Source organism: Kitasatospora sp. NPDC051164 (assembly GCF_044455625.1).
Taxonomy (GTDB): Bacteria; Actinomycetota; Actinomycetes; order Streptomycetales; family Streptomycetaceae; genus Kitasatospora.
This window is the reverse complement of record NZ_JBITFB010000014.1, coordinates 186,975-212,630: the sequence shown is the minus strand read 5'-3', so window position 1 is coordinate 212,630 and position 25,656 is coordinate 186,975. Positions and strand designations below refer to the sequence as shown.

28 protein-coding genes and 1 pseudogene are annotated in these 25,656 nt (G+C 70.9%); 28 read left to right on the top strand and 1 reads right to left on the bottom strand.

Going from position 1 to position 25,656, the window contains the following annotated elements; genetic code table 11:
• The first annotated feature begins 296 nt into the window (after positions 1–296).
• A complete protein-coding gene (locus tag ACIBEC_RS22410; protein ID WP_396288637.1) occupies positions 297–1,637 on the top strand; it encodes a hypothetical protein in 1,341 nt (446 codons plus the stop codon).
• Positions 1,638–1,970: 333 nt separating this feature from the next.
• On the opposite strand, the gene ACIBEC_RS22405 is transcribed toward ACIBEC_RS22410, so the two are convergent.
• Entirely contained in the window at positions 1,971–3,569 is a 1,599-nt protein-coding gene (locus tag ACIBEC_RS22405; RefSeq protein ID WP_396288635.1) for an ADP-ribosylglycohydrolase family protein, read from the bottom strand.
• 295 nt (positions 3,570–3,864) lie between these two features.
• Between ACIBEC_RS22405 and ACIBEC_RS22400 the strand changes: the two are divergent.
• From ACIBEC_RS22400 to ACIBEC_RS22270, 27 genes and pseudogenes are all read left to right on the top strand, one after another.
• Positions 3,865–4,287, top strand: a pseudogene (locus ACIBEC_RS22400) (HU family DNA-binding protein); the annotation flags it as partial.
• Positions 4,288–4,377: 90 nt separating this feature from the next.
• On the top strand, positions 4,378–5,193 hold the full coding sequence (locus tag ACIBEC_RS22395; RefSeq protein WP_396288633.1) for a hypothetical protein: 816 nt from the start codon (positions 4,378–4,380) through the stop codon (positions 5,191–5,193).
• A gap of 26 nt (positions 5,194–5,219) precedes the next feature.
• A complete protein-coding gene (locus tag ACIBEC_RS22390) occupies positions 5,220–5,990 on the top strand; it encodes a hypothetical protein (RefSeq protein ID WP_396288631.1) in 771 nt (256 codons plus the stop codon).
• A 185-nt stretch (positions 5,991–6,175) separates the two neighbouring features.
• Positions 6,176–6,535 (top strand): hypothetical protein, encoded by a 360-nt coding sequence (locus ACIBEC_RS22385; RefSeq protein WP_396288629.1) that lies wholly within the window; start codon positions 6,176–6,178, stop codon positions 6,533–6,535.
• Entirely contained in the window at positions 6,532–7,137 is a 606-nt protein-coding gene (locus ACIBEC_RS22380; RefSeq protein WP_396288627.1) for a hypothetical protein, read from the top strand. Before ACIBEC_RS22385 ends, ACIBEC_RS22380 begins: the two co-directional genes overlap by 4 nt.
• A gap of 67 nt (positions 7,138–7,204) precedes the next feature.
• Positions 7,205–8,191: a hypothetical protein gene (locus ACIBEC_RS22375; protein ID WP_396288626.1), complete on the top strand. Its 987-nt coding sequence runs from the start codon at positions 7,205–7,207 to the stop codon at positions 8,189–8,191.
• Positions 8,188–8,631 (top strand): hypothetical protein, encoded by a 444-nt coding sequence (locus ACIBEC_RS22370; RefSeq protein WP_396288624.1) that lies wholly within the window; start codon positions 8,188–8,190, stop codon positions 8,629–8,631. The genes ACIBEC_RS22375 and ACIBEC_RS22370 overlap by 4 nt, the downstream gene beginning before the upstream one ends.
• Before the next feature lie 66 nt (positions 8,632–8,697).
• Positions 8,698–10,062, top strand: a complete 1,365-nt coding sequence (locus ACIBEC_RS22365; protein WP_396288623.1) for a hypothetical protein — start codon at positions 8,698–8,700, stop codon at positions 10,060–10,062.
• A gap of 21 nt (positions 10,063–10,083) precedes the next feature.
• A complete protein-coding gene (locus ACIBEC_RS22360; RefSeq protein WP_396288621.1) occupies positions 10,084–11,391 on the top strand; it encodes an Eco57I restriction-modification methylase domain-containing protein in 1,308 nt (435 codons plus the stop codon).
• A 130-nt stretch (positions 11,392–11,521) separates the two neighbouring features.
• Positions 11,522–12,079: a hypothetical protein gene (locus ACIBEC_RS22355; RefSeq protein WP_376265154.1), complete on the top strand. Its 558-nt coding sequence runs from the start codon at positions 11,522–11,524 to the stop codon at positions 12,077–12,079.
• A gap of 181 nt (positions 12,080–12,260) precedes the next feature.
• Positions 12,261–12,929, top strand: a complete 669-nt coding sequence (locus ACIBEC_RS22350) for a hypothetical protein (protein ID WP_396288620.1) — start codon at positions 12,261–12,263, stop codon at positions 12,927–12,929.
• Positions 12,930–13,237: 308 nt separating this feature from the next.
• Positions 13,238–13,912, top strand: a complete 675-nt coding sequence (locus ACIBEC_RS22345; protein WP_396288618.1) for a GNAT family N-acetyltransferase — start codon at positions 13,238–13,240, stop codon at positions 13,910–13,912.
• 152 nt (positions 13,913–14,064) lie between these two features.
• Positions 14,065–14,244: a hypothetical protein gene (locus ACIBEC_RS22340; RefSeq protein ID WP_396288617.1), complete on the top strand. Its 180-nt coding sequence runs from the start codon at positions 14,065–14,067 to the stop codon at positions 14,242–14,244.
• Positions 14,245–14,438: 194 nt separating this feature from the next.
• The gene (locus ACIBEC_RS22335; RefSeq protein WP_060880235.1) at positions 14,439–14,903 is read left to right on the top strand and encodes a hypothetical protein; all 465 of its coding nucleotides are present in this window, start codon (positions 14,439–14,441) and stop codon (positions 14,901–14,903) included.
• A 77-nt stretch (positions 14,904–14,980) separates the two neighbouring features.
• Complete coding sequence (locus ACIBEC_RS22330) at positions 14,981–15,283, top strand: hypothetical protein (protein WP_396288614.1); 303 nt, start codon at positions 14,981–14,983, stop codon at positions 15,281–15,283.
• Positions 15,284–15,404: 121 nt separating this feature from the next.
• Positions 15,405–15,743: a hypothetical protein gene (locus ACIBEC_RS22325; protein ID WP_396288613.1), complete on the top strand. Its 339-nt coding sequence runs from the start codon at positions 15,405–15,407 to the stop codon at positions 15,741–15,743.
• Positions 15,744–15,995: 252 nt separating this feature from the next.
• Positions 15,996–16,358 (top strand): hypothetical protein, encoded by a 363-nt coding sequence (locus ACIBEC_RS22320; RefSeq protein ID WP_396288703.1) that lies wholly within the window; start codon positions 15,996–15,998, stop codon positions 16,356–16,358.
• 144 nt (positions 16,359–16,502) lie between these two features.
• Entirely contained in the window at positions 16,503–17,519 is a 1,017-nt protein-coding gene (locus tag ACIBEC_RS22315) for an N-6 DNA methylase (RefSeq protein ID WP_396288611.1), read from the top strand.
• A gap of 47 nt (positions 17,520–17,566) precedes the next feature.
• On the top strand, positions 17,567–17,920 hold the full coding sequence (locus ACIBEC_RS22310; RefSeq protein ID WP_396288609.1) for a hypothetical protein: 354 nt from the start codon (positions 17,567–17,569) through the stop codon (positions 17,918–17,920).
• Between the two features lie 19 nt (positions 17,921–17,939).
• Entirely contained in the window at positions 17,940–18,911 is a 972-nt protein-coding gene (locus ACIBEC_RS22305; protein WP_396288607.1) for a DUF4007 family protein, read from the top strand.
• A 208-nt stretch (positions 18,912–19,119) separates the two neighbouring features.
• Positions 19,120–19,728, top strand: a complete 609-nt coding sequence (locus ACIBEC_RS22300; RefSeq protein ID WP_396288605.1) for a hypothetical protein — start codon at positions 19,120–19,122, stop codon at positions 19,726–19,728.
• Positions 19,729–19,836: 108 nt separating this feature from the next.
• Positions 19,837–20,520 carry a hypothetical protein gene (locus tag ACIBEC_RS22295; protein WP_396288603.1) on the top strand — a complete coding sequence of 228 codons (684 nt, stop codon included), beginning with the start codon at positions 19,837–19,839 and terminating at the stop codon, positions 20,518–20,520.
• 295 nt (positions 20,521–20,815) lie between these two features.
• Complete coding sequence (locus ACIBEC_RS22290; protein WP_396288602.1) at positions 20,816–21,553, top strand: hypothetical protein; 738 nt, start codon at positions 20,816–20,818, stop codon at positions 21,551–21,553.
• A gap of 77 nt (positions 21,554–21,630) precedes the next feature.
• Positions 21,631–22,425 carry a hypothetical protein gene (locus ACIBEC_RS22285; protein ID WP_396288601.1) on the top strand — a complete coding sequence of 265 codons (795 nt, stop codon included), beginning with the start codon at positions 21,631–21,633 and terminating at the stop codon, positions 22,423–22,425.
• Positions 22,422–23,354 (top strand): hypothetical protein, encoded by a 933-nt coding sequence (locus ACIBEC_RS22280; protein ID WP_396288599.1) that lies wholly within the window; start codon positions 22,422–22,424, stop codon positions 23,352–23,354. The genes ACIBEC_RS22285 and ACIBEC_RS22280 overlap by 4 nt, the downstream gene beginning before the upstream one ends.
• A gap of 102 nt (positions 23,355–23,456) precedes the next feature.
• Positions 23,457–24,023, top strand: coding sequence for a hypothetical protein (locus ACIBEC_RS22275; protein WP_358829576.1), 567 nt, complete (start codon positions 23,457–23,459; stop codon positions 24,021–24,023).
• Between the two features lie 74 nt (positions 24,024–24,097).
• Positions 24,098–24,655, top strand: coding sequence for a hypothetical protein (locus ACIBEC_RS22270; protein ID WP_396288596.1), 558 nt, complete (start codon positions 24,098–24,100; stop codon positions 24,653–24,655).
• Positions 24,656–25,656: the final 1,001 nt, after the last annotated feature.

Sequence of the window (25,656 nt, the reverse complement as noted above, 5' to 3'; positions counted from 1 at the left end):
CAAAAAATTGGGGCCCCCACCAGTACTGTCCCCCCCCCCCCCCCCCCCCGCCGCGGGTGGGGGGGGGGGGGGGGCCCCAACCCCCCCCCCCCCCCCACCCCACCCCCACGGTCACTTACGTTGCCTATTGGCCAAACGTGATGTACTTTAGCGCCTGCCCCTGCACGATCGAGGGCGCCGGCGCGGAGAGGAGCCGGCGATGCCGGTCACAGCTCGAGCTCGTTCCACCCAGGCCCCCACCTTCGGGGCCACAACTACGGCCTGCGGGTTCACTGCCGGTCCGACAAGGAGTATCAGTGATTCCCGCCGACGCCGATGAACTTGTGACCTCGCAGGACATCGCGACCAAGTACAAGGTCAACGAAGCCAACGTGGCCTACTGGGTCACGCTCGAGGGCTTCCCCGAGGGATGGCCGTCCGGTCCCGGGCGGACCCTGGTCCGCGACGCTGCGCTGGTGGACGACTGGCTGCGCGAGAACCTCCCGGTCTACTGGGCGCAGGGGCAGGACTCGGACAACCCGTACGGCCTGCCTGAGGGCGGTCCGAGGGACCTGGTGAAGCTGTCGGACATTGCCGCCTGGGAGGGCAAGGCCCTCGGGCGGAAGGAGCCGGTGCCCGAGGTCACCCTGCGGACGTACATCTCCCGGAAGAAGATGCCGGGGCCCGACCGCAAGCCGGGGGACGGGGAGCGGCCGGAGGTGACGGAACGCATGTGGTTCCGCGAGACGGCATACGAGTTCGTGAACCGGCCTCGTCGCATGCGCCGCCAGAAGGCGTCTGAGGAGCCGGCGGTCGCTGAACAGGCCCCTGCAGCCGGCGAGAGCTCGGAACGTGCTTCCATCGCGCGGACGGGGTACGTCGATGCCCAAGCCATCGCGAGCACGTACAGCGTGAGCGGTCAGACGGCCAGGGGGTGGACCCGCGTTGAGGGGTTCCCGGAGGCCGGCGAGAACGGCTACAGCGCGGCCGAGGTGGACGAGTGGGTCCGGCACAACCGCCGGCGGTCCTGGACCGCGGCCCAGCGTCGTACGGAACTGACGGGTCAGGCGTGGCCCGAGACGCCGGCAGCCGACTCCTCTGCCGACGTCCAGGTCGAGCCGGCGCCGGCGGATGAGTCGGTGGCCGAAGCCCGCGGTGAGCAGACGGAATTGACCGCGGAGATGATCGGCCCGCGGTATGGCGTCTCCGAGCGCACCGGGCTGCAGTGGATCAGCGTCAAGGAGAAGCGAGACGGCAAGAAGGTCATCCGCCGGGCCTTCCCGACGCCCCTGCGCACCCGTCCGCGCACGTATGCCGCGCACGCGGTCGACGCGTGGGTGAAGGAGCACCGCCCCCACGTATGGGCGGCCGCCAAGGGCACCGGGCCGGCGTTGGTCAACCCGCTGCCTGAGGGCGACCCCCTGGACCTGCTGGACATCTACGACTTCGCCGAGGTGCTGGGCATGGCCACCCGCGGCGAACCCCTCGCGCGCGAGACCATCCACGCCTACCACGCCCGCGGGCAGGTCCCGTTCGCCGACCGGACGGCCGGGGACGGCGGAAAGCCCCGGGTCCTTCAAGACCACTGGTACCGCCGGACTGTCTACGACCACGTCCTCAGCCGCAGGGGGTCCGGCAACTTCGACGCCCGGGCGTAGCGGGACGGCGCGAGGCACGGCCGGGGGCTGGCGGGAAGCCGCCGGCCCCCATGGCGCGCGCTCGACCGGGCTCCGGGCCGCGCCGCAAGCGCGTCGCCCTGCCAGGCGATCGGCCTGTCAGAAGTCCGGTCCCGGCGGGGCCACGGGCTGCGCAGATGGCCCGGAAACGCGGAGCCCGTCGGCCATATGGCCGACGGGCTCCGGGTGCATCTGCATCTGGTCGTTGTGTCTGTCCTAGCGGGGCGCTGACGAGTTGACGGCGCACCGAGAGGGGCGCGGTCTCCGCCGGAGACCGCGCCCCTGGTTGCGGCGGTGCCACGCACCGTGCCGGAATCAACCGCGCTTGCGGAAGAAGAGGCTACGGCGGGGGCGGGGCTGCGGCTGGTACGGCGGCTGCCCGGCCAATTCGTAGACGGCGTCGTGGAGCTGCGGGTGCGCCAGGAGGGTCCAGTGCTTGCCCAGGACCGTCCAGACTTCCGTCAGGGCGGTGTGTGGGTCCGTTCCCAAGAGTGTGCTGTAGGCCGCCGCCACGGCGGGTGTGCGCGAGCGGCCCGCGACGCAGTGGAGGAAGACGCGCTTCCCTTCCTTGCGGAGCCGGAGGACCTGGCGGGCCGCCTGGTCAAGGGCGTAGTGGAGGTTGGGGTTCGCGCCTTCCTTGTCGACAAGCCAGACGCGGACGTGCTCAGCGTCGATCCGGGAGAAGACCGGGTCCTGCCCGATGCGGCACAGGGAGACGACGGCGTCGACCGGCGGGGTGCCGGTGAACTCGGTCATCGGGAGGTTGCCGAGGATGACCCCGGGGTCCTCCGGGTGAGCCACCGTGAAGGCCGCACCCGCATAGCCGGGAATCTTGACGCGCGGGGCCGACGGCCAGCCGTCGCTGTCGTCGTCACCCTTGCGGGCGGTCAGGACGGCCAGACGGACGAGGTCGGGGCCGGACATCTTCGGCCAGCCGTTCACCGCCCGCTGCCAGTCGAGCGGGATGGCAGAGACGCCCCAGCGCGCCCCGAGAAGGGTGCCTGCGATCGCGGCCACGGTGTCGGTGTCGTTGCCCGCGCGGACAGCCGCCTCGGTGGCGAGCTGGAAGTGCTGGGCGGGGAATGAGTCGCGCTCCGGTGCCAGGTCGGGGACGGGCGTGCGGGTGATGGCGGACCACGCGGCCTGGAGGGCGGTGACCACGTACCCGTTCCGCTCCCAGTGGTGCGGCGGGTTCGCCTCGGCCTCGTCCAGCCTCGCGTGCCAGATCTCCTGCCGGTCTGCGGGAAGGAGCGCGACACCCTGGCGGACGCCGTCGAAGGTGCCTTCGAGTACCGCGACGCGGACGCCGGAGCACCACAGGATGCACGCCTCAGCGCACTCGGGGTCGGAGTGCGTGAGGGAGCTGATCATGGTGGCTGCCCTGACCATTCCCTCGACGTCGTCCAGGTAGGCGAGGGCGACGATGCCGGTTCGCATGAGGGAGCCGTTGCCCGCGCTGAACCGGGTGCGGGCGGTGTAGGCGTCGGCTGCCGCCAGCATGGCCTGTGCGGGTGTCCCCGTCTTGTGGGCCTTCGCGGCGCCGAGCACGCTGCGGGTCTGGTTCCCGATGTCGCTCGCGCCGCCGTCACGCCAGCGGTGGAAGTTGCGGGCGATCTGGTCGAGCGCCCCGTCGCTGGTCAGGTCGGCGCCGGTAGCGGCGACTGCGGCGATGCACACGTGCATCTGCGTGTCGTCGGAGTACTCGCCCGGCTTGTACGGGCCCAGGCCGCCGCCGATCATGGCGGGCTGCTCGTCGGCGGTCAGTCGGCGGCCGAACTCGTAGGGCACGCCCAACGCGTCTCCGCACGCGGCTCCGAGAAGGACGCCGGATGCGCGGTCGGTGGCGTGGATGCTGAGCGGGTGGGACGCCGGGATCGGGGTGGCGGCGGTGGAGGCAACGAGCTTCGTGTTCACGGGTGTTCTCCCGAGGTCATGTACCGCGTGGATGGTCTGAGGAAGGCGGTGGCGGGGAGCGCGGCATCAACTCGCCTGGCGCTCCAACCCGCTGTCGCTACGTCAGAGTGACACGACCCCACCTCTCTCGTCAACATGACGATTAGCGTTGCGTGTTATTTTTTTCGTGTGTACTGTGGTGGTTGTCGGAGGCGCTCATGCCGCTCCGTACGACGCGCCCCGTTTCCCTTCGCGGGCCCCATGCCAGCGCCACCGCCTGGCACCCAAATCCCTATACATGCACAGGAGTTCAGCCATGAACAAGGCCCAGCTCGTCGAAGCGGTCGCAGAGAAGATGGGCAGCCGCCAGCAGGCCGCCGACGCCGTCGACCACGTGCTCGACGCCATCCTCCGCGCCGTTGTCGCCGGAGAGCGCGTCTCCGTCACCGGATTCGGGGCGTTCGAGAAGGTCGACCGCCCGGCCCGGTACGCCCGCAACCCGCAGACGGGTGAGCGGGTGCGGGTCAAGAAGACCTCCGTTCCCCGATTCCGCCCGGGGCAGGGCTTCAAGGACCTCGTCAGCGGCGCGAAGAAGCTGCCCAAGGGCAGCGAGGTGGCCGTGAAGAAGGCCCCGAAGGGCAGCCTCACCGGCGGCGCTGCCCCCGCCACCACGGCGAAGAAGGCGGCTGCCAAGAAGGCCGCGCCGAAGAAGCCCGCCAAGGCCATGAAGTCGCTCGCCTAATCCCCATCGCCGGACCCTCATCCCTCTGGCGTTTCCATCTCGACGGCCGGGCGCTGCTGCGCCCGGCCGAATCGGAGAGACCCCCCGATGACCTATCTCGTGATCGACGGCGCCCGCGTCGTCTCTGCTCACCGAACTCTGGCCTCCGCCCGCTCAGGGGAGGCGCAGGGGCTCGGGCACAGCACCGAACCCGGCCCATCGGTCGGCGGCGTACCGGCCTGGTGGGCAAGGCCGCAACCGAGCGGCGCGATGGCGGAGCTCGGCATCCTTCACACTGCCGCGACCGAGCTCGGTTTCCGCTTCGAGCTGCGCGCCTGCCAGGCGCCGGCCGGTTCCTGCACCCACCGGCCGTGCGCCACATATGCCACCTGGGCTGTCAGCCGCCGGTACGGGCTCCTGAGCGAGCTGGCCGCGTTCGTGCCCCTGTCCTGGATCTGGGTCGGCCAGCGTAGCGACGACCCCCGCGGCGACGCGCCGCAGTTCCTCACCGAGGGGCGGGCCCTCGTCGACCGGCTGGCGGCAGACATGCGGCAGCCTCTGCGCGCCGTCGAACAGCTGCCGGATGACACCCGGACTCTGGCGGAGCGAGCCCAGGCCGCCCACGCCCGTGCCGTCACGTTTCTGGCGCGGCACTTCGGCCCCGACTCCGAAACCGGGGGTGTCGTGGTCCGCCCGGTCCTTCACGGCCAGGACCTGCATCTGAGGCTGGACCCGTCAATTCCGGCGGACCTGGCCGTCTGCGGCACAGCGTTGCCAGGCCGCCGACGGGATGCCACCGGCGCCGAACTGGGCGCACGTCCCTGTGACCGGTGCTTCGGGCGCGCCCCCATCGTGCCGCCCCCCGTGCTCGGCGCCGCCGAGTACGAGGCGTGGATCGCGTACATCCACCAGCCCGGCTCGTGACCGGCGAATCAGGGAGGAGTCACCTCGTGTCCGAGGCTCCAGCCACCGTCCTTGCCAGCTCGTCCAAACGTCTGGCGCTTCGCCTGCTCCGCCGCAGGCCCTTCTGCGCCGGCTACTTGACGCAGGTGATCGACCTCGCCATTCGGGAGGTGGTCCCCAGCCAGTTCGACGAACCCGACGAGCGGGAAGCGGCCCTAGTCCACCAGCGGCTGACCCGCTACGCCGCGAACGGGCAGCCCGGCTCCACCGAGCTGGCCCGCGCCATGCTGGCCGTCAGGCACGCCCTGGACCTCGTGCGGCACGGGCACTACCGGGCCTCCGCCGTTCCCGAGAGCGGACCCGACACGACCGTCTCCGCGGAACAGCTGCTCGAACTGGTCACCGAAGCCGGCCGGGACCGAGTGCTCGCGGCGCAGGGGGGAGCCCTGGTCGTCTTCGCGGAGAACGAGGAGGCCAGCACCGTCTACCGACCGGTGTCCGCCGCCCAGGCCCATGCCCTGCGAAGGGCCGCGCGCAGTGCCAAGGAGGAGGCTATCCGCCTCCACGAGGGTGCCGTTGAGGTGCTGCGCCCGCATGTGCGCATGGCTGACTGGAGCAAGGACGACGGGTATGGAGTCGCCGTCGACGTGGTGCGCGACGGGGTATCGGTGCAGTGGTGGCCTGCTGCGGTGCCGGAGTCCCAGGCGCTGTGGGAGCAGGGAGGAATCCGCGCGCTGTGCGTGGCGCTGCTGACGGCCCGGTTCGCCGTGTCATGCGGCGATGAGGGAACACCCCGCACCATTATGTTGTGTATCTAGATTTCAATGTGTAGTGTGTGGGTGTCTGGTCGATCGGCCGCCCTCTCCTTCACAGCCCGTACGCCGGCTTTCGCCGGCGCTGTGAGGGCGGCTGTCCGGCCGCTGCACCGCTGCGCGGCGAATCCCGCAGCCCTTCAACTCACCGCCCGGGCCACGAAGCGCCCGTCTCGAACTGGGAGACCGCCATGCCCCTGAGCAGCCCCCAACCGCGCCGGACGCCGCCCCTCGACTCGCTCAGGGACCTGGTGCCGGGCGCCGAGCTCGTCAAGGTCCGCGCCAACCCGAACAACTGGAGCCAGGCCGAGCTCCTCGCCGCCTACACGTGGCCGCAGCACCAGGGCGAGCGCTTGGTCTCCTTCGGCAACGGCAACTGCTCGGACAACGCGCACCACACGCACCACACCGCGCTGACGATCGGAGAGTTCCTCGACCAGTACCGGCACCTCCCGGTCGTCCGATTGCTCCAGGCCAGCGACTCCGCCTACACCTTCCTGGTCGAACTCGCCCGCCCCTCCTGGGAGCTCGCCGGTGGTGATCCGCAGTGAGCGCCCCGGCGATTCCCGCGGCGTGCGCACACCGTCCCACCCATGGCGGCCTGGTCGTCCCGTACGTCTCGTTCGAGCACAACGGCCTGCCGGTCTTCGGCGGGCTTCACTCGGGCAAGCGCGCCCGGGCCTTCGAGAACAGCCTGTGCCAGATCTGCGAACGGCCGCTGGAGCGGTGGTTCTACGTGCTGGTCCGCCCGCAGGACGTGAGCGTCGGGTACGCGCCGGAACCGGCACTCCACCCGCCGTGCCTGATGTATGCGGAGAAGGCGTGCCCGACGCTCAACGGCACCAGCGCCACCTACCGTCCGGGCGGCGTCATCGCCCGGCATCCGGCGGGCCGTCCTTGCGACGACCCGGCCTGTTCCTGCCCCGTCACGGCCCCCACCGCGGAATCCCAGGTGCGTGCCGGGCGCAAGGCCGACGACTGGGACGCCTGGATGCTCTCGGCGGACCAGTACGCGCTGCGCCGGGATGACCGCGGCGGTGCCGTGGGCATCCAGCTTCCTTCCGACCCGAAGCGCATCCGCCGCGTGCGGGTGTCCCCCGAGCGCAAGCGCGCCCTCGCCCTGGTGGCGGCGCTCCAGGCACTCGACATCTAGCGCTTCCACTTCTACGCCCGCCGGGCCCACCCGTGACCGCCGGGCTCTGCCACCTACGAGGATGACCATGCTCGCTGAACGCTTCCGCCCCTCCGACATCGAGAGCCTGGTGCGCATCGCCGGCACCCTGGCCCACTCACCGGCCGCGGCCGAACTGCCGTCGCCCTACCGTGAACTCGCCCAGCGCGTTCACGCCCAGATCGTCTCCGAGGCCGGCGGCCGTCGGTCCCCGGCCGTCTCCGCCATCCTGGGACCTCGCCCGGGCGAGCAGGTCTGGATGCTGCGCATCTGGACCCGCCACGAGGACTCCACGGCGCCGTACGCCACCGAGGGCGCTGCCCTCGCGGAGCTCGCCACGCACGTGCGCAGCAACTGGGCCAACGTGGGCGGCCAGGGCGACGTGCCCGATGAGCCTCCGGCCGACGACGCCGAGGCGATCGACCTCTACTACGGAACCGACGGCAACGCGGTGCCCGATCAGGGCTTCGAGCTGTATTCCGAGGAGATCGGACGGCCCCAGCGCTCTCGGATCGTTCCCCTGAACTTCGCCTTCCCCGACGCCGTGACGGCCGAGGGCCTCAACCGCGGTGCCGTCTTCTACGCCGCCGATGACGACGGACCCTCGTGCATCGAGGTGGCCGGTGTGCTCGTCTTCGGCTACGTGGACGCCGAGGACGGTGTCGTGCGGGTCTCGGTCCACCTCGACAGCGCCGACCCCGAGCACGTCGTCCGGCCGGACGGGACCGTACCGCTGCGCGTCGTCGTCGAGGACACAGTCGTCCTCGACGACCACAGTCACCACCACGCCCCGCACCCCACCGTGTTGGAACAGCTCCTGGACGCTGCCGACACGGAGCAGAGGGCCGCCATCTCCTCAGCGGCGGTCTCGGCGGGGCTGATGTGGAGCTGTCCGGACTGCCGGTGGCCCAACCCGCGGGCGACGGAGGAGTGCGAGCGCCCAGGCTGCGGACTCAAGGTCACGGCGGCGGCGATCGGTGCGCAGGCGTCAGCACTCTCCGCGGTGCCGACTCTCGCGCTGGAGGGCCCGCGATGAGCGCCAAGGCCAAGTCCTACCCGCCGGCGCCCCAGCACCTCCGTGCCGCATGTGCCCATCCGTCGGGGCACCTCACGTCACACGGCAGCCGCACCACGCTCCAGGTCTACCTGGACGACGGCCTGGTCTACCGCAACGACGGCGACGATTTCCGGCTGCCGGCGGAGTTGGCGCAGGCGCAGGGCGTTGGACCGTACTTCATCACCGGCGCCGGGCGGCGGGCGATCCTGAACGACTCCCAGCTGTCGGCCGTCGACTCCGCCGACGAGGACGGCGCGCTGCGGGACGTCAGCTGGCCAACCGCCGCAGCCCTCGCCCGTCTCACGCTCGTCGAGTACCGGGACGCCGACGGCGACGACGGCCGTACCGGCCCGAAGCACCGGCCCTTCCTCACCCCCGCAGGCCTCGACGCCGCACGCGCCGCGAAGTCCCAGCCCTGATCCCCCTCTCCCTCGGCGGGTGCGGCCCTCCCCGGCCGCACCCGCCCCTCCCCCACAGGTACGCCCATGACTTCCCTCGCCCTGTTCGAACCCGACCTCGACAAGGCCGGCCCCGCAACGCAGTACTCCGGCGTGCCGGCTCCTGCCGAGGTCGCCTCCACGGACGCTCTGGAATCCTTCCGCGCGACGACGCACAAGTCGCTCAACTTCGGTCTCGGCGTCGACTCGACGGCGCTTGCCCTGGCGATCATCAACGATCCGACCGCCTTCGGGATCGCCAAGGACTTCTCCGACTTTTCGATCGTGACGGCGATGACCGGGTTCGAGTTTCCCGACACGATCGCCGACGTCGAGAACCACGTCCTGCCGCTGCTGCGGACGAAAGGCATCCGGTACACGCAGGTCGCGCGCGCCGGCCACCTGGAGTCCGCCGGCATCCAGGTCCTCTCCGACACCACGAATCCCGGCAAGGTCTTCGACCGCGGCCAGTGGACCCTCATGGACGAACTGGAGGCCAACGGCACCGTTCCGCAGTACGCGGGCGGGCACAAGTGCGCGCAGAAGTTCAAGGCCTTCGCCATTGACGATCTTCAACTGCGGGAGGCCGGCGGCCAGACCGTCGGCAAGCTGTTCGGCTACAACGCCGACGAGCGCAAGCGCGCGGTCAAGGCCAACAAAGCCCAGGCCGAGCGCAACGAAAAGGCCGGCCGCCAGACCTTCGCTCTGGACTACCCGCTGCTCCGGCTCGGCTGGGGCCGCAAGGACGTGCAGGGCTACGTCAAGGACCACCTCGGGATCAACATGTCCAAGTCGTACTGCCCGGTTTGTCCGTTCTCTGGGGTGTGCTCGCCGACGCCGGACCACCTGAAGCGGCTGCGGAAGTACCCCGACCTCGCGGCGCGCGTGCTGCGCCTGGAGTACTTGTCGATGGCCCTGAACGACAACAGCTCCCTCTACAAGGACGACACCCTGTTCCGGCGGGTCACCGACGACCAGAACACCGAGGCGCTCGGCCAGTTCGACGCCCGGCTCAACGAGGAGCCCTGGGCGGTCTACCGGGTGCAGCGCGTCTACACCGCCGGCCGACGGCCCGAGTGCAAGACCGCTCACGGCGACCGATGCGCCAAGCCCGAATGCCGCGACAACGGCATCAAGGGCACCGTCTACCGGTCGGTGAAAACCGTCCGCACCGGCAGCCGCACCGAAGCCGGCGCCTTCCTGACCACCGCGGCCACGGCGCTGAACCGCCCGGTCGAGCACTCCACGGACGCCCACGGCGCCGGCATCGCCCGCGTGCGCACCCGCGTCCGCCCGGACTCCAAGACGTACGGGACGGCCGAGGACTTCTACGTGACCGCCCCCGCCGGCGTGCAGGACAAGGCCCGTCCTGCCTTCGCCGAGGTCTGGGCCGCGATGACCGACAGCCAGTAGCACCCGAACCTGCGAGGAAAGATGACCACCCGCACCCTGCCACCGAGCGCCTACGACAAGCTCACCGCCACGGTCACGCGCGACACCGGCGACCGGCGCACGGCGGCCCTGTGGATCCACGCCGCGGCCCTCGCCCGGCACGCCCACGACCACGCCCTGGCCCCGGCCGACGACCGCCCGCCGGGCCCGGGCGGCCTGCTGAAGTCCCTGGAGAGCCTCGCCAACTGCCACGCCGCGCTCACCCCACTCTCCGATCCGGCCGTACTGCCGCTGTGGGAGCAGCCGCTCGGCGCGGCCGCCTGGGCCGCCATCGAGGAGTTCTGGGACCGGCACCCCGCCCTGGAAGGTGCGCACCGCGTGGACGGCTACGCGCTCGGCGACACCTACCAGCTGCTGTCCGAGGAGGCCCGCAAGGGGCGCGCCCTGTGCCAGACCCCGCCCTGGGTCGCCCGTCTCCTGCTGCGGCTGTCGCTGGAGCCGGCGATGGAGGAGTGGGGGCCGGCCGATGTCCGGATGATCGACCCTGCCTGCGGGACCGGGCACATCGCCGTCGCCGCGTTCCACATGGTCCGCGTCCCGCCGATCCGCGGCCGCCGGCCCGCTCCGGTCGGGCACGGGCCGCAGGCCGTCGAGCGGGCGCTCGCCGCAGTGTCGGGTGTGGACCTCGACGCGTACGCCGCCGCGCTGACCGCCTACCGGCTCCTGGCGAGCTCGGCGCACGTCCTCGGCCTGAGCCTGGACCGCGTCCCGGCGTCGTGGCCCGTCAACGTGGCCGCCGCCGACTCCCTGCTGGACCGCACCGAGCCCCTGCTGGCCGCCGGCGCCTACCACGCGTGCGTGGCCAACCCGCCGTACATCACCCCGAAGGACCCCTCCGTCCGCGACCAGGTCCGCGCCGCGTACCCGCAGGTGGCGGTCGGCAAGTACTCGCTGGCCCTGCCCTTCACCGCGCTGATGCTCGAGCACCTGGCCGCCCCGGGCGGCTTCGTGGCGCAGCTGACCGCGAACTCGTTCATGAAGCGGGAGTTCGGCAAGCGGTACATCACCGACTTCCTGCCCCGCTTCGATGCGCGCTGGATCATTGATACCTCCGGGGCCTATATCCCGGGCCACGGAACGCCCACCTGCATCCTCGTCCACCGGGCCCGGCCGCCGGTCGGCGAGACGGTCACGGTGATCCGGGGCAACCGTGGTGAGCCCCACGTTCCGGAGGACCCCGCACGAGGGTTGGTCTGGAGCGCGATTGAGGACGCGGTCGACAGCCGGCTGGCCTGGGACCGGTTCCAAGCGGGTGCGGAGCTTGCACGGCGTGGTGGGGACACCTCCTAGGGCGTTGCGTATTAGCTTTTCAATGTGTACTGTTTCTCTCAGGTCGGGCCAACGCCCCACCACACCAACCCACTTGACGAGCGCAGCTCTAGGCGTCGCGCCGTCCCAGCGCATCCGGGGACTGATACAGATGAAGCGGAACAAGCCGCTCATAAAGCGCCGCAAGGCGGGGACACAGAACGAGCGGCGGAGGCCGTACCAGTGGCAGGAGAGCGCCACCACCTATTGGGCGTTGGCCGTGCCCCAGGCGTTCGCCGGGACCGGCCAGACCGTTCTCGACATGACCGGAGCGGCGCCCGCGGGCGCAGACGAGTCGTCCCCCGACAGCCCGCGCTACGGCTCCTCACTGCGCTGGCGGCTCGACCGCGACGGCCAGACCCAGTTTGTCTATGGCAAGGAGGTCTGGCGCCGCTACCGGGGCGAGAGTCAGGCGGCCTACGGCAAGCGCATCGCCGAATCGTTCCGTCGATCCCTCCCCACCTCTCCGGACGTGTACCACGTGTTCGTCGCGGAGCGGCCGGGATGCGCACGCGGAACGCGATGCCCGCTCACGCAGCACTGGTACACGGCCATCGAGGCCGACCTGTCGACGCATCGGCCGGATCGGTGCCCGATGGGCGTTCTCAATGACGGCCCGCCCTGGCGCCTGATCGGACAGACCGTTCCTGACGGCCGCCACATCTACTGACGCCCCACCGCACAGCGCACCCGGGCCGCCCGGCAGCTTCCTCGGCTCCGGTCGACCCGGCCCCCTACCGCCCGGATCCCGCCCCCGGCCCCACCACGGCCTTGGTCACCCTGTTGGACCCTCCGACGGTCCTCCCGCCAGACACACGACGCACAGCCTCTCGCGCCCTACGGAGCCCCGCATGTCCCAGACCACTACAGCCGCCACGATCTTCGGACCCGTTCGTGTCCAGCGCCTGGAGCCCACCAGTCCGGAGCTGGCCATGGTGCGGCACCAGGTAGCCGCGCACATGTATGCCGTCGAGGGCAATCAGGTTGCTGGCATGGTGGCCGTATCCCCGGCCTACGACGACGAGACGCAGGGAGACATCTTCCTCGGTACGGAGAAGCTGCGCGCCCTCGTCCCGACCCGGTTCAGCCTGACCTTCGGACGAAGCGGAAGCACGCGCCCGCTCCCTTACGGAGCACCGGTCAAACACAGCCCGATCCTCACCATCGACGGAACGGAGGTCCTGGCCCCGGGCCTGACCCTGGCACGCGGGGGTGACACCACCGACTTCCCCGTCACCATCCGCACAGGCGACTGGACTTCGAGGCCAGCATCCGCCCTGGTCGCGGCCAGCACACACCAAGTCATCCGGGCGGTCCTGACCGTCCACGAGACCGACACTGACCGCGTCTCCGAGGCCGACCGGACATACGCCCAGTACCGGACCCCCGACCGGCGCACCTCCACCCAGCGCGACCTACAGGCTGCCCTCCGCCTCCGCGATCAGCTTCAGGCACGCATCACCCGCCTGGAGACCTACCTCGCCGCCACCGAGTCCGGACATCCTCACCCCCGGTCGTAGGCACCCGGCCTTCACCGGAGAAGTCCTGCCAAGACCGTGCACATCAGGTCCGCCGCGCCCCGCTCGTCACGTCGACAGAACCCCCGCCCCCCGGGAGGCCTAGCCTCCGGGGCCGGGGAGTGCACCACGGATGCAGGTATCAGCTGGCATCCCCGCCGCCCAGCAGCCTCTTCGGCTCCGGTCGGTCCGGCCCGGTGGCCCGGATCCCGCCCCGGTCCAGCATGACCGTGGCCGCCGTTGAGGGAGCCTCCGGCGGCCCTTCCCTCCAGAAGCGACGCACTACGCCTCGCAGCACTCCAGGAGTCACCATGGCTACCAACCGCACCCGTCTGCCCGGCATCACCCTTCGCGACGCGGCGCCCTCCGATGCGGACGCCGTCATGCGGCTCCTCGCCGACGTGAACCCCGACGATCCCAACGCGTTTGAGGATGTCCGGCCGAACCTGTCCCTGCCGCAGGAAGGACCCCTCTCCCCCTTCCGGGCCCTGATGGTCGTGGCCGAAAGCGATGAAGGCGAGACGTTCGGCGTCCTCCTCGGAGGTGCCCCGCTGTGGCTCTTCGACCATCCCGGCCTCGACGTGCCGCTGGCGCACCTTCTGGCGGAACGAATCGCGATCATCACCGCGGTTGCCGTGGACCCCGATCAGCGCGGGCGAGGCATCGGGGCCGAACTCATCCGGCATTCCGTACGCCGCTTCACACGCGCCGGCTACGGGCTGCTGACCCTTAACTGCTTCCCGGAGCTGGAAAGCTACTACCAGGGTCTCGGCTTCTCGATCATGAACGACCTGAACGTGGCCCTCGGCCCCCTGAACGCGGTCGGGCACCGTTGGGGCGACACCCGGGTGGCCGCCCGGCCCCTGGACCGATACACGAGCTTCGTCGACGTCCCGGGCCTGTCCTCCCCGGTTGTCTCGGGCGTCCTTCCCAACACCCGCATGGCCCGTGGGGCGTACTTCGACGGTGAGCAGTTTTGCGCCTGACCCAGTCACGGCCCGGGAGGCCCCCTTCCCGGGCCGCAGAATTCACGAACAGATGCAGGTATCGGCCGGCATCCAGAGCCGAGGAGGAACTGATGCCGGTTGTCGGTAGGAAGAGCCCAAGCCCATGGGGCCGATGGGCGCTTCGATGGGGCGTGCCAAGTGCCGCCGTCGCCCTGGTCAGCGTGTGGATGCTGGAGCCCGGCAGCGTTGTGGGCGCGATCATTACCGCCGGGGTGGCGCTGGGGGCGCTGTTGGTCTTCGTCGGCACGATGCCCCGTCGGCAGCCGCCTGGAGAGCTGCGGGCGCGCAGGGATGCGGGCGGGAGCGAGTAGAGCGGCTTCGCGCCGCCACGGGTTGCGCTGAGCGCTCGAACTCGGTGGAGAGCGGGGACGGCTGACTGACCGGCCCCGCCTTCACTAACCTCGCGGCGTTGCGTATTCGTATTTCATTATGTAGATTGTTCATATCGCTGGCGGGTCTTCAAGTCCACGCCGAGTCCACCCCGTTGCCGTTCAGGAGCCCTGCCATGCCTGTTGCCGTCGCCCATGAGGTCGCCGCTGCCCTTCTCGCCTACCGCCAGAGCAGCAACGACATCTGGCTGACCCTTGTGGACGTCACCACCGACCTGATGCACCTGGCCAGCCACATGCGGGCCGACTTCGAGCGCTGCCTCGACGGCGACGCAAGGGCGCGCCTCGACGAACGGCCGCTGGCCGCCATGCCGAACCTTGCACCGTACGTCGAGCCGATCACCAACACCGACGACTCGGCCGCCGAAGACCACCTCTTCGACAACTACGTGCACGCGAGCGACGCCGCTGCCGCCCTCCGCGTGCACATGGCAGACGACGCCTACTCCACCTTCTCGAAGGCGCTGTACGTGCTGCTCAACGATCTGCGCGCCTACACCCATGGCCTCGGCTTCGACTTCGACGAGGTCATGCGCGCGGCATCACAGGCCCACCGAGTCGACCAGCGCAAGGCCAAGTAGCACCACAAGCCCCCGGCGGCACCGATGCCCTCGGTGCCGCCGCCCCGACAGATATCCCGCCCGGAAGGACCTCCATCATGACCACGCCCCTGATCCCCGCCCCGGCTCGGTCCGGCCGCGGCTCGATACGCATCCACCTCGACCGCGGCGAGCACCCCGCGACCCGGGTGCCGCTTCTGGGCGCCGATCTCGACAACCCCTCCGCCATCTGCGGAGGGTGCGCCAACAAGGTGCTCAAGCAACTCCAAGACGGCCGAGAGCGCCTCAAGTGCGGTCTTCTCCCCCGCGGAAGCCGCGGGCTGCGCGGCCCCGATCTGCGGGACTCCATGCCCGCGTGCGTGAAGTACGCCGCCGCGCCGAGCGCACCGCGGAACGCCTGAAAGCCAAGCAGTCCGACCCGACCGGCAACGCCTCTCCGCCTTGCCGCCACCCACGGCGGCGCGGTGGGGCACAGCCAACATCACCTCAGCCCGCTCTCACCGACTCGGGGAACTAGCGCCGATGACTGTGTACTTCACGTTCATACCGTCGCGCCGGCAGAAGCCGGCCGGTCTGACGGCGATGGAGTTCGCCCCGAACCAGGAAGTTCCCGAGCGGGCACTTAAGCGCCGCGTGTCCCACCACCACGGCCCGACCTATTACGACGGCGTCAAATACGGCACGCCTCTCGCCGACAGTCCGGTCGCAGACTTCCCCGACGCAGACCCCAGTGCGTATCTGCTCGTGTGGAGGCGCTCCGCCACCCAGGTCGCGCCGAAACGGGGCGAAGCACCCGACGAGGTGTGGATCCTCACCCCGCGCGGCCGAGTGGTCAAGAACTCCGCCGACGCGACTCGGTGACGGTAGTGAGCCTCTGAAGTCCGGCATCCGGTTCCCCGCAAGCCGCAAGCCCGAGCCCCTGAGCTGCGCAAGTCCACCTCTCCATGCGTGCACTACGCCGCCCGGCACACGAGCAAGCACCTAATCGCCCTGGTCGCCCAGGAATGAGCCTCGCACCCCAAGTCGGAGCGCGTGCAGGCCACCGAAGGGGCTGGGCTCACTCAAACTCCGCACCCCCAACACCACCCGCACTCACCCTTCGGAGGCGTGATCATGCTGCCCGGCCTCGCCCAGCGCATCGACTTCCAGCCCGCCCACAACGACTACACCCGCGGGTTCCTCGTGGTGAACAAGACAAGCCCCACCGTGCACGGGTACGTGTGGGAACACACCCTCTCGGACGGCTCGACCACGTGGGTCGCCCAGCCCGATGCGGCCAACGACGCCTCGCGCATCCCCGGATTCCAGTCCCGGGAGTGGGCCGGTGAGTTCCTGTACGAACGCGAGTGGCCCAAGTTCATCCGTCGCGAGGACGGCGCGGCCCATGCCCTCCCGGAACCGGGATGCACCGCGCACGCGCCGTGCGGGTCGTGCTCCCTATGCGAGCCGGATCTGTCCCGCCGCGGAGTCCTCTGAATGTGCCGGGTGTGGCCGCTCGTACGGCACCCGTCACCACAACGTGCAGGTCCGGGGGACCGCGGACGGTGCGTTCCCGCCCGCGGCCCTGGCCCCTGCCTTCCTGTTCCTGACCAGCAGTCCCACCTACGCCCTGGAACCCTCATGTCCACTGACACCACCTCCGCCCTCGTGATCGAGGTCGTTGACCAGGTACTCACCCACAAGGCCCAGAACTGCACCGATCCAGGCTGTGCCCGGCACGCCGGCACGACCGACTGCCCTCCGATCACCGTCAGCCGCAGCCCCGGTTCCGTCCTCGGCGAAGCGGTCGCCGACGCCTGGTACGCCGCCGGCGGCAGCCGGTTGGACATCCCCGCAGGGGTCGTCGCCGCCCTCGCCCTGTGGCCCCAGAAGTCCCCGGGCGCCGAGGCCGCCGACACGATCGCCGCATACATCGCCGCACAACCCCCGCGCGTCCTGGTCCGCGGCCTGGCTGAGAGCGCCAACTACTACTGGCGCCTTCGCCCCGACCTGTGGACCACCGCCCGCCCGCTGTTCGACTGGACAAGAGAGGATCTCCACGACACGCACCTCGCGGGCGTGCGGGCCGTGACCCGGGCAGCGCTGCGCCACGGGGTCCTCCAGCACACCGGAGACACCGACCCCGCCGAACGGTCCCGGATCGACCTGCTCTCGTGGGTCATCACGAGCCTGCGCCACCACCACTCCCGGCGCAGCCTCGGCGAGTACCACACCCCGCCCGATGTCAGCCGCCTGATCGTCGCGATGCTGGCCAACGAAGGCAGTTCAGAAAAGCGGCCCCACCAGCGCGGCGAGTGGGCGCTCGAGCCGACCGCGGGGACCGGAGGGCTCTTTCGTTCCGCCGCGCAGGAGCTGCGCCGCGATGGCGAGGACCCGGCCGAGCGCGGCTGGGTCATGCTCGAACTCGACCCCCTCGCCGCCGCCGGAGCCGCCGTCAATGCCCTCGTCTGGGAACTGGGCCCCCGGGCGGTCGTCGGCTGCGGAGACGTCCTCGCACAGCCTCGCCTTGCCGAGGAAACCCTCGCCCAGGCGCGCGACATGGCCCGCCACCGCGACGACGTCATGAAGATGATCCGCTTCGCGATCGCCACACGCACCACCGACCAGCTGCTGGACGCCCTCACGTCCAGCAGGTAGCCGACCGGCCCGGCCCACTTCCGTGGGCCGGGCCGAAAGGAGGAAACGTGGCGCACGTTCACGACCACACGGAGGGCCAGGCCGTCACTCAGGCGCTGCGCGCCGTCCTGCCCATCCCCAGCCGGACCCGCGTGTACATGCCGGCCTGTGGATGCCCTGACGCCGAGGGCTGTCTGAGCTGGTACATCGACACCGAGAACCGGTCCTACGAGCTCGTAATCGACCCCGCCGGAGCCCGCCTGCGCCACGTCCAGGTGACCAGCCGACCGCTTGTCGGCGACGGCACCACCTGGAGCGAGGACTTCCTCGTCCCCGGCACCCCGGCCGACTGGGCGCAGCCCCTCGCGCGTCTTGTCGCCCGGCTCACCCTCTCCGACCGCAGCCCCCTCTCACTCGACTGAGCCTCACCAAGGGATCACCGTGCCGAACCACACCCCCATGACCGGCTGCCTGCCCGCCTTCGGCCGGCACCGCGGTTACCCACCTCGCGGCGGGTGGCTCCGCAAGGTCTACCTCGCCCTGCTCCAGGACCACGCCGCCCTGCGCCGCCCCGACGCGACCGTCGTGCTGGGCGTCGGCAAGAGCATGGTCCCGGCTATGGCCTTCTGGTCCCAGGCTTTCGGACTGGCCGCCCGGCACGGCCGGGACTTGGTGCCCACCGACCGTGCCCACTGGCTCTTGGACGAGGAAGTCGGAGCAGACCCCTTCCTTGAGCTCGACACCAGCCTGTGGCTGCTTCATTGGTGGCTTGTGAGCGCCGAAGGGTGCCATGTGCCCAGCTGGCGCTACCTCTTCGGGTACTCACCGATCAGCCGGTACAGCCGCGCAGAATTGCAGGGGCGCCTTGTGGCGGCCGCTGAAGCCGCCGGCCACAAGAGCCCGGCCCGATCGGTAGTCGCCTCGGACATTGCCTGCCTGGTCAGCATGTACGCGCTCCGGGACCGCGCCGTAACGGGCGTCGAGGACGAACTCTCCAACCCTTTCCGCACGCTGCACCTGCTCGACCCCGAACCTCCCGCTGGTGGAGTTGCCGGCCGAAGCCACGGCGTGGCCGTCCGCCGCACCGCCGGCCGCCGCTGCCCCGACGTCGTCCAGATGTACGCGAGCCTGGACTTCGCCGCCCGCACCGCAGGTCCCGCACCCGGCTCCATCAGCCTCGCCCGTCTCGCCTCCGATCCCCTCGGGCCGGGCAGGCTTTTGCTCACCGGCAACGAAGACCTCCGCCGGGCCGTGCACAGGGTCGCCGGCTGCCATGCGGATCTGGCCGTTGTGCAGTCCGGCGACGGGCAGGAGGCCCTCGCGTACTCGCGCGGGCCCGCTCTCATCGGAGAGGAGGTCCTGGCCACCGCTTACCCCGCCCTGCAGCCGGAGGCCGGCCGCGCGTGGGGGTAACTCGCTGCTCGGTCCTGGTCCTGACGGCTTCCGCCTTCGCCGCCGGGATCCGAGCCGACGCCCCGATGGCACCCTGACGCCCGGGGGCACACGACCCAACTCCGTTGCGTGTTTACATTTCACTGTGTACTGTGATCTCAGTTGGTGGTGCTCGCCCCTCGGCTTGAGCGGCCCACCCCTTCCCTACCGACGAGATCAGGAGACACTCATGCGCATCAAGACCGGTGAGCAGCACCAGGGTTGGACCGTGGTCGACCAGGCGCGGCGCGAGTGGCGCGGCTCCTTCGAGGGTGTGTGGCTCGGCGTAGACGAGTCCACGGGGCACTGGATGGTCGGCCGCCAGCACGACGGGCAGTCGATGGATGACGGCTTCGACACAACCGGCAACTGGTCCGCGTCCCGGCTCTTCCGTGAGGACAACGAGTACCTGAACATGCGCCGGGCCCTGGCGGCGTACGACGAGGAGGCCAGGAACGCGAGCGATGTCTGGAACGGAATGTGGGACCAGCGCGCCCACGAAGCCGTCGCCCGGCACCTCGCGCACCGCGTCCCGTTCCCGGCCCCGCTCCAGCTCTCGGCCGGATGGATCGGGCGGGGCCTGAGCGACTCCCACTCGCCGATGGGGGCGACGATTCCGCTCGACGGGCCGATGGCCAAGTACGAGTTGATCCGCTACCTCCAAGGTCAGACCCGGTTCGACGAGACCGTGGCGGAGGCGGGATCGGTCTCCGAGCAGGAGGCGTACCAGCTGATCATCAACGCGACGGGGCCGATCCTGGTCGTGTGCCGGGGGGTGAAGTTCTACCTCAGCAAGTAGGCCGGACGGCACGTGGGGCGCGGGGCCGCGAGCACCGCGCCCGTGCCACCAGCCACCCACCCGACGCACCGAAGGCGAGGACGCTGCCCCTTGGGCAGCGGAGAAGACATGGACCACAAGAACCTCATCGGCCACGACGGCGCCGTTCACGAGGGTCTGCTCAACAGCCACACCGGCTTTCTGATTGACGTGGCCTGCGACGCGGGCCGGTACTCGGTTGTCCACCACTACGAGCACCTGGACCCGGTGCGCGTCACCGACGCACCGCTGTCCTGCCCGGCGTGCGTCGCCGCGAGTCCGCCCGCCGCCGGGTCCCTCCACCGCGGGCGTCTGGCTCACCGGTACGCCGAGGACGTCCTCACCCGCGCCGACAGCCGCGGATATCCGCCTGGCCTGGACGACGAGGCACTGCGCCTGGCGTTCGTGGCACTCGCGGTGGAGGCGCCGCCTTCCCGGCGCCTCTACGCGCTGATCAGAGAGCACCTGGCCGACATGCTGACCGATCGTGCGCTGGCCGTGCCGGAAGGGATCCCGCAGGTCCTGGTGCCCTACACGCGGTACACCGGCGGCAAGGTCCAGGCTCAGGTCGGGCCTGGGGACCGCCTCATGCGCGACGGCGTCGCCAGCGGCCACTTCCCGATCGTGCGGGTCGAAGCGGTCGAGGAATCACCGACCGGCGTCACCGTCACCGTCCGGGAGAAGGACTGGCGCCCGTTCACGTGGTCCGCGCAGGAGCTCGGCCGGTGCTTCTTCAAACTCGACCGAGCGCCGCTGCCCGCCTCCGAGCGCTGACCGGCCCTCGCGCCTCCACCCGGCTCCGCCGTCACCGGCCGCAGGCGGGCCGGGCACCCACTGCTTTCGCTGCGGCCCCCTGCCCCGCGGGGGTGCGCTGAGACAGCCGCCCGCCCCTGGCGCAGCTCCACCACCGCGCGCCCGGCACCTTCACGCCCCGGCCCTCCACTCGCCGCCTTCACTCCGCGCCCCGGCCGCGCTCCCCCGCCGCCGGCCACCCGACGCACCCGACAACCCGACGCACCCGCCAGTCGTACGTCGCCTCTCCCCGCCTCGTCTCATGGAGCGCTCCGTCATGCCCTCAGCCGATTTCGACCCGCTTGTCGCCGAGGAACAGCTGCTCGCTGCGGCACGCGCTGGGATTCGCTCGATCACGCACGCCACCGGAACCTGTACAGCCCAGGACCTCTCGGAACTTCTCGCCCAGCAGCTCCGCGCCGGCCTGCTCCACCAGGCCCTCCCCCTCCCGGGATCCTCGGGCCCCGGTGAGCTCGACGTCGAAGCCGTGGTTCAGGCGAACTACGAGCTGGAGACCACCATCCACGGCCGGGCCGCCCAGGTGCGCTTCACGCCGGGCCTTGCCCAGAGCGGTGTGGCTCACGGGGAGCACATGGACGTGCGGGCCGCCGTGTCGCTCACGTACCGGGTCAGCCTCCAGTTCGAGTGCGCGGTGGTCAGCACCGACCGCGGCCAGAGCTGGTCCCCGGCCCTCACCAGCGCCCGCCGTCCTTGGCTGACGTCTGCCAAGAACCTGTGCCCTGAAGTCGGCGAACAGGTGACCGCCCTCATGCACACCCCCGCCCACGGCCCGGGCCTCGCACCGGTCATCGACGCGGCACGGCTCGTCGCAGCCACACGGGCCCTGACCCGGCTCCGTGTCGCGCAGGGCGACCTCGCCTTCGCGGGCTCCCGCACCGTCGCGGCCCGGGCCGTGTTCGAGCGGTACGGCTGCGGGCCCGGCGACGCAACCCGGCTCCACGCGCGTCTGTGGGAGCTCGCGGCCGCGCAGCACAAGGGTCTCGTCGGCTGGTGAGCCCCGCCCGCCGCGCCGCGCGGAGGTCCCGCGCGGCCGCACCGCCCCCACTCAATGCCTTGACGTTTGGAGAGGTCATGCCCGTTCTCGTTCCAGCACAGCCCGCACAGGCGGCACCGCCGCTGCCGACGTTCTGGCTCGGCGTCCACCGCCCGCACTGGCTCAAGGAGAGCCGCGTGCCGATGTTCGTGTCGAACCGCCAGCTCGCCCGCGTCAAAAGCCTTCCCCGCGCCGGCCACCCATGGGCGCTCGACAGCGGCGGCTTCACGGAGATCACCAAGTTCGGCGAATGGCGCACGACCCCGCAGCAGTACGTGCAGCAGATCCGCAGGTACAGGGATGAGGTGGGCCGGCTGTCCTGGGCCAGCCAGCAGGACCTCATGTGCGAGGACGACGCGCTGCGCATGACCGGCCTGACGATCGACCAGCACCAGAACCTCACCGTCGCGAACTTCCTGACCTTGCGCGAGCTCGCCCCCGAGCTTCCGATCATCCCCGTCGTCCAGGGATGGCTTCGTCCCCACTACGCCCGGTGCGTCGAGAAGTTCGCGGCGGCCGGCGTCGATCTGACCAAGGAACCCCTCGTCGGTGTGGGCAGCATCTGCCGGCGGCCCAGCACCTTCACGGCGAGCTGGATCCTGGAGGACTTGCACGCCATGGGCTTGAGGCTGCACGCCTTCGGCTACAAGAAGACCGGACTCGACATCTCGTGGCGGCACGTGGCTTCCGCCGACAGCATGGCGTGGTCGAAGGGCGGCCGGTTCGAGCGGACCTGCGGCACGCACAAGAGCGAGGCCAACTGCCTGCCCTACGCGCTGCGCTGGCGCGAGGACCTCCTGGGCCACCTGGCCGCGGTCCGGGAGGCGGCGTGAACGGGATGCCGGTCACGCCCAGCGCCGGTGAGCTGCGGGCGATGGTGGCCGGCGACCCGCGAGGCTATGCCCAGCGGTGGTCGTTCGGCGTACCCAGCTGGCGGCACGCCTCGGAAGGAGGCTTCCGCAGGGCTCGCTACGAGGTCGTCCGGATCGACGAGCAGACGGCACGCCGCTACGTCACCTCACAGCACTATCTCTCCGGATGGCCCGCGGCCATCCACCGCTTCGGGATGCTGGACACCGAGGCCGTGCCCGGCCCAGCCGATCAGACCGTGCACGGCCACGTCCTGGTCGGAGTCGTGGTGCTCGCCTCCCCGATGAACGAGCGGGTGCTGACCGTCCCCTACCCCGGACTTGCTCCGTACGTGGAGAGCGCCGAACTGGCCCGCCTGATCGTCAGCGCCTCCGTTCCGGCCAACGGTGAGACGTTCCTGGTGTCCCGAGCCCTGCGGCTCGCGGCGGAGAGCGGGGTGCGCGGGGTCGTCTCCTTCGCCGATCCCATGCCGCGCCGGCGGGTCACCGGCGAGGGTGTGGTGATCGGCTCCCCTGGCCATCTCGGCATCGTCTACCAGGCGCTCGGCGCCCGGTTCACGGGCCGCGGCACCGCCCGGTCCCTGTGCTTCCTGCCCGACGGGTCCGTACTCAGCGCACGGTCAAAAGCCAAGGTCACCGGCCGGGAGGCTGGCAGCGGCGGGGTCGTCCGCCGCCTCGAACTTCTTGGGGCGCGGCCGCTGCGCCCCGAGGAGGAGCCGGCTCGCTGGCTGGCCGAGATCCTGCCGGCGATCGGCGCCCGCGCCGCTCGTCACCCCGGCAACCTGCGGTACCTGCTGCCTGCTGCGCGGACCCGGGCCGAGAGGTCGAGGACGGTCTTCGGGATGCCTTCGCTTCCCTACCCGAAGTGGGCGGATGACCGTCGCCCGGCCTGATGTGTTGCGTGTTGTTATTCCAATGTGTAATGTGATGACTGTGATCGAGCGACGGCCTCGCTCTCACCGACCGCACTCTCGAACCTCACCCAGAGGACAACCGTGGACATCCCCATCACTGCACGCAAGGCCGCCCGCATCGCCGTGGCACGGAACGCCGGGATCAACATGAATCCCGTCCGCGAGTGCACCAACGCGGACCGCGCGGCGTGGGCCAGCGAGGCGCTGGAGGCGTACAACCAGCACGCCCCGACGACGCTGTTGCCCGTGCCCGAGCGGACCGAGCGCGTTCGGCTCGGCGTCCTTGCGGCCGAAGCCATGGCCCAGGTCGCCTTCAACCACCCCGGCGACCAAGTCGTCGACGACCAGGAAAGCGCCGACCGCGTGATCGGGGATCTGGTCGCGCAACTCTTCTGCCTGACAGACGGGCGGGTCAGCTCCCGGGACCTCTACCAGGCCGCCGAGGAGCTGCGCAGCGAGGCGTACCCCGTCCACCTCACCGCTGTGTGCGCCGTCGTCGCCGCCGGAGCGGAGCGAGAGGCGGGGATGCTCGCGGCGCTCTTGGACGCGGCCCAGTCCTTCGGGTGCGACGTCCCCGGCTTGGTCGCCAGCGCCCGCGACTACTTCGAAGACCTCAAGGCCGAGGAAGCCGATTCGGCGAGCAGCTGAGCCGACGCCGCACCCCGAACTGACCCGCTGGGCGGACTGTCCCGCCAGCGCCCCCCGCCCCAGGAAGGGACCCCATGGACACGATGATCCCCACCACCCGCGCTCAGCAGTACTGGTACCTCGTGACCCTCGGGCGCGACGCGCTGTTGCGCGAACTCGATCCCCTCAAGCTCTCGGAGGCCCTTACCCGCGACCCGCTCGCCCTCGCCGGGCGATGCCTCGCCGCCGACCCGATCGGGTTCCCCGAAGCCCATCAGGCGGCCGAACGAGCGCTGGCCCCGCTGCGCGCCGCCCGGACGTTCACCGCCACCATCACCGACGAGGACACCACCGTGGAGCACACCGGCGTCGTGCCGGTCCTGGGCGAACGCCAGGCCGGAAACGTCACGGGCCTGTACGCCGAACTCCTCCTCTTCGAGCACAGCACGCTGCTCAACAAGGCCGCCTACCGCCTGTCCCGTATGCCCGGAGACCGGACCTGGGTTGTCGACAGCGACTTCCAGCCCAGCGGTCACCCCGGAAGGTTGCAGTCCTTCGGCTCCAGCCGCCTGGGACGCAAGCGGACCCTCCTGCCGCCGCTCGTCGCCGAACTCGACCGCCTCATCGCGCAGGGGCCGGGAGACGCGACGTGACGATGTACGGCATCCCGCCCGCCGGAATGCGCCGCGCCATGGCGCCCGAAAGCGGGCGGGACCACGCCCACGCCATAGCCGACGCCGCGCATGCCTGGTGGACGTCCAACCGCGGCGGCTCCAGCGACCGGGCCATCGCGGTGGGCACCCTGGCTGGGCTCGCTCTGTCCGCCCCCTCGCGGCCGGACGGCCCCGACTACGGCCCGCTCCTGCTCCCTCTGAACGACGAGCAGCTCATCGACGCACTTCGGGCCGGCTGGAACTCCTTCTGGACGTACGACCCGGACCTGACCGAAGCCGCCCGCCCACTCCACGACTGGCTCTCCCACCCCACCGAAACCGACATCCGCGGCCTGTCCGACTACGCCCGGGTCCTCGTCCGCGCAGGGCTGCTGGAGTACTGCTCCGACACCGCCCGCGCCGAGTCCGACGACATCCTCGGCCTGCTCATCACTCGAATGCGCAGCTACAGCGAGCGGCAGTCGACCGGCGAGTTCTTCACCCCGGCCGTCGCCGCCGACCACATGGGCGACATCCTCTTCTCCACCGACCGCAGGCCCGGCGATCTGTTCCTCGAAGCCGCCGCCGGGACCGGCACCATGGCCCGGGCCGCCGCCGCCACGATGCGGTTCTTCGACACCGACCCCGCCGAGTACCGCTGGTGGCTGAACGACCTCGACCCCCTCAACGCCGCATGCTGCGCCGTCAACGCCCAGCTCTGGAGGCTCGGTCAGCACGTGACCGTCTCCTGCGGAGACGCGCTGAACGACCCCCGGCTCCTGGAGGAAGCGGTACGGGAACGCGCCGAGCGGGCGACCGCCGAGCAGCAAGCCCGGCCCGTGCTGTACCCCACCAGGACCCGCCCGCCGTTCTGGCCGTGGCAGTTCGTTCCCCCCCCCGGGCCCCCCGGGGGGGGGGGGGGGGCGCGCGGCGGCCCGCCCCGCCCCCCCCCCCCCCCCCCCCCCCCCCCCCCCCCCCCCCCACCCCCCCCCCCCCCCCAC

Excerpts from the sequence above, each read along its gene's own strand:
- ACIBEC_RS22295 (WP_396288603.1), top strand. The coding sequence starts at position 19,837 with ATGGACCACAAGAACCTCATCGGCCACGACGGCGCCGTTCACGAGGGT.
- ACIBEC_RS22335 (WP_060880235.1), top strand. The coding sequence starts at position 14,439 with ATGCCTGTTGCCGTCGCCCATGAGGTCGCCGCTGCCCTTCTCGCCTAC.
- ACIBEC_RS22360 (WP_396288621.1), top strand. The coding sequence starts at position 10,084 with ATGACCACCCGCACCCTGCCACCGAGCGCCTACGACAAGCTCACCGCC.
- ACIBEC_RS22285 (WP_396288601.1), top strand. The coding sequence starts at position 21,631 with ATGCCCGTTCTCGTTCCAGCACAGCCCGCACAGGCGGCACCGCCGCTG.
- ACIBEC_RS22300 (WP_396288605.1), top strand. The coding sequence starts at position 19,120 with ATGCGCATCAAGACCGGTGAGCAGCACCAGGGTTGGACCGTGGTCGAC.
- ACIBEC_RS22395 (WP_396288633.1), top strand. The coding sequence starts at position 4,378 with ATGACCTATCTCGTGATCGACGGCGCCCGCGTCGTCTCTGCTCACCGA.
- ACIBEC_RS22315 (WP_396288611.1), top strand. The coding sequence starts at position 16,503 with ATGTCCACTGACACCACCTCCGCCCTCGTGATCGAGGTCGTTGACCAG.
- ACIBEC_RS22370 (WP_396288624.1), top strand. The coding sequence starts at position 8,188 with ATGAGCGCCAAGGCCAAGTCCTACCCGCCGGCGCCCCAGCACCTCCGT.
- ACIBEC_RS22385 (WP_396288629.1), top strand. The coding sequence starts at position 6,176 with ATGCCCCTGAGCAGCCCCCAACCGCGCCGGACGCCGCCCCTCGACTCG.
- ACIBEC_RS22350 (WP_396288620.1), top strand. The coding sequence starts at position 12,261 with ATGTCCCAGACCACTACAGCCGCCACGATCTTCGGACCCGTTCGTGTC.
- ACIBEC_RS22325 (WP_396288613.1), top strand. The coding sequence starts at position 15,405 with ATGACTGTGTACTTCACGTTCATACCGTCGCGCCGGCAGAAGCCGGCC.
- ACIBEC_RS22355 (WP_376265154.1), top strand. The coding sequence starts at position 11,522 with ATGAAGCGGAACAAGCCGCTCATAAAGCGCCGCAAGGCGGGGACACAG.
- ACIBEC_RS22375 (WP_396288626.1), top strand. The coding sequence starts at position 7,205 with ATGCTCGCTGAACGCTTCCGCCCCTCCGACATCGAGAGCCTGGTGCGC.
- ACIBEC_RS22270 (WP_396288596.1), top strand. The coding sequence starts at position 24,098 with ATGGACACGATGATCCCCACCACCCGCGCTCAGCAGTACTGGTACCTC.
- ACIBEC_RS22320 (WP_396288703.1), top strand. The coding sequence starts at position 15,996 with ATGCTGCCCGGCCTCGCCCAGCGCATCGACTTCCAGCCCGCCCACAAC.
- ACIBEC_RS22290 (WP_396288602.1), top strand. The coding sequence starts at position 20,816 with ATGCCCTCAGCCGATTTCGACCCGCTTGTCGCCGAGGAACAGCTGCTC.
- ACIBEC_RS22330 (WP_396288614.1), top strand. The coding sequence starts at position 14,981 with ATGACCACGCCCCTGATCCCCGCCCCGGCTCGGTCCGGCCGCGGCTCG.
- ACIBEC_RS22345 (WP_396288618.1), top strand. The coding sequence starts at position 13,238 with ATGGCTACCAACCGCACCCGTCTGCCCGGCATCACCCTTCGCGACGCG.
- ACIBEC_RS22365 (WP_396288623.1), top strand. The coding sequence starts at position 8,698 with ATGACTTCCCTCGCCCTGTTCGAACCCGACCTCGACAAGGCCGGCCCC.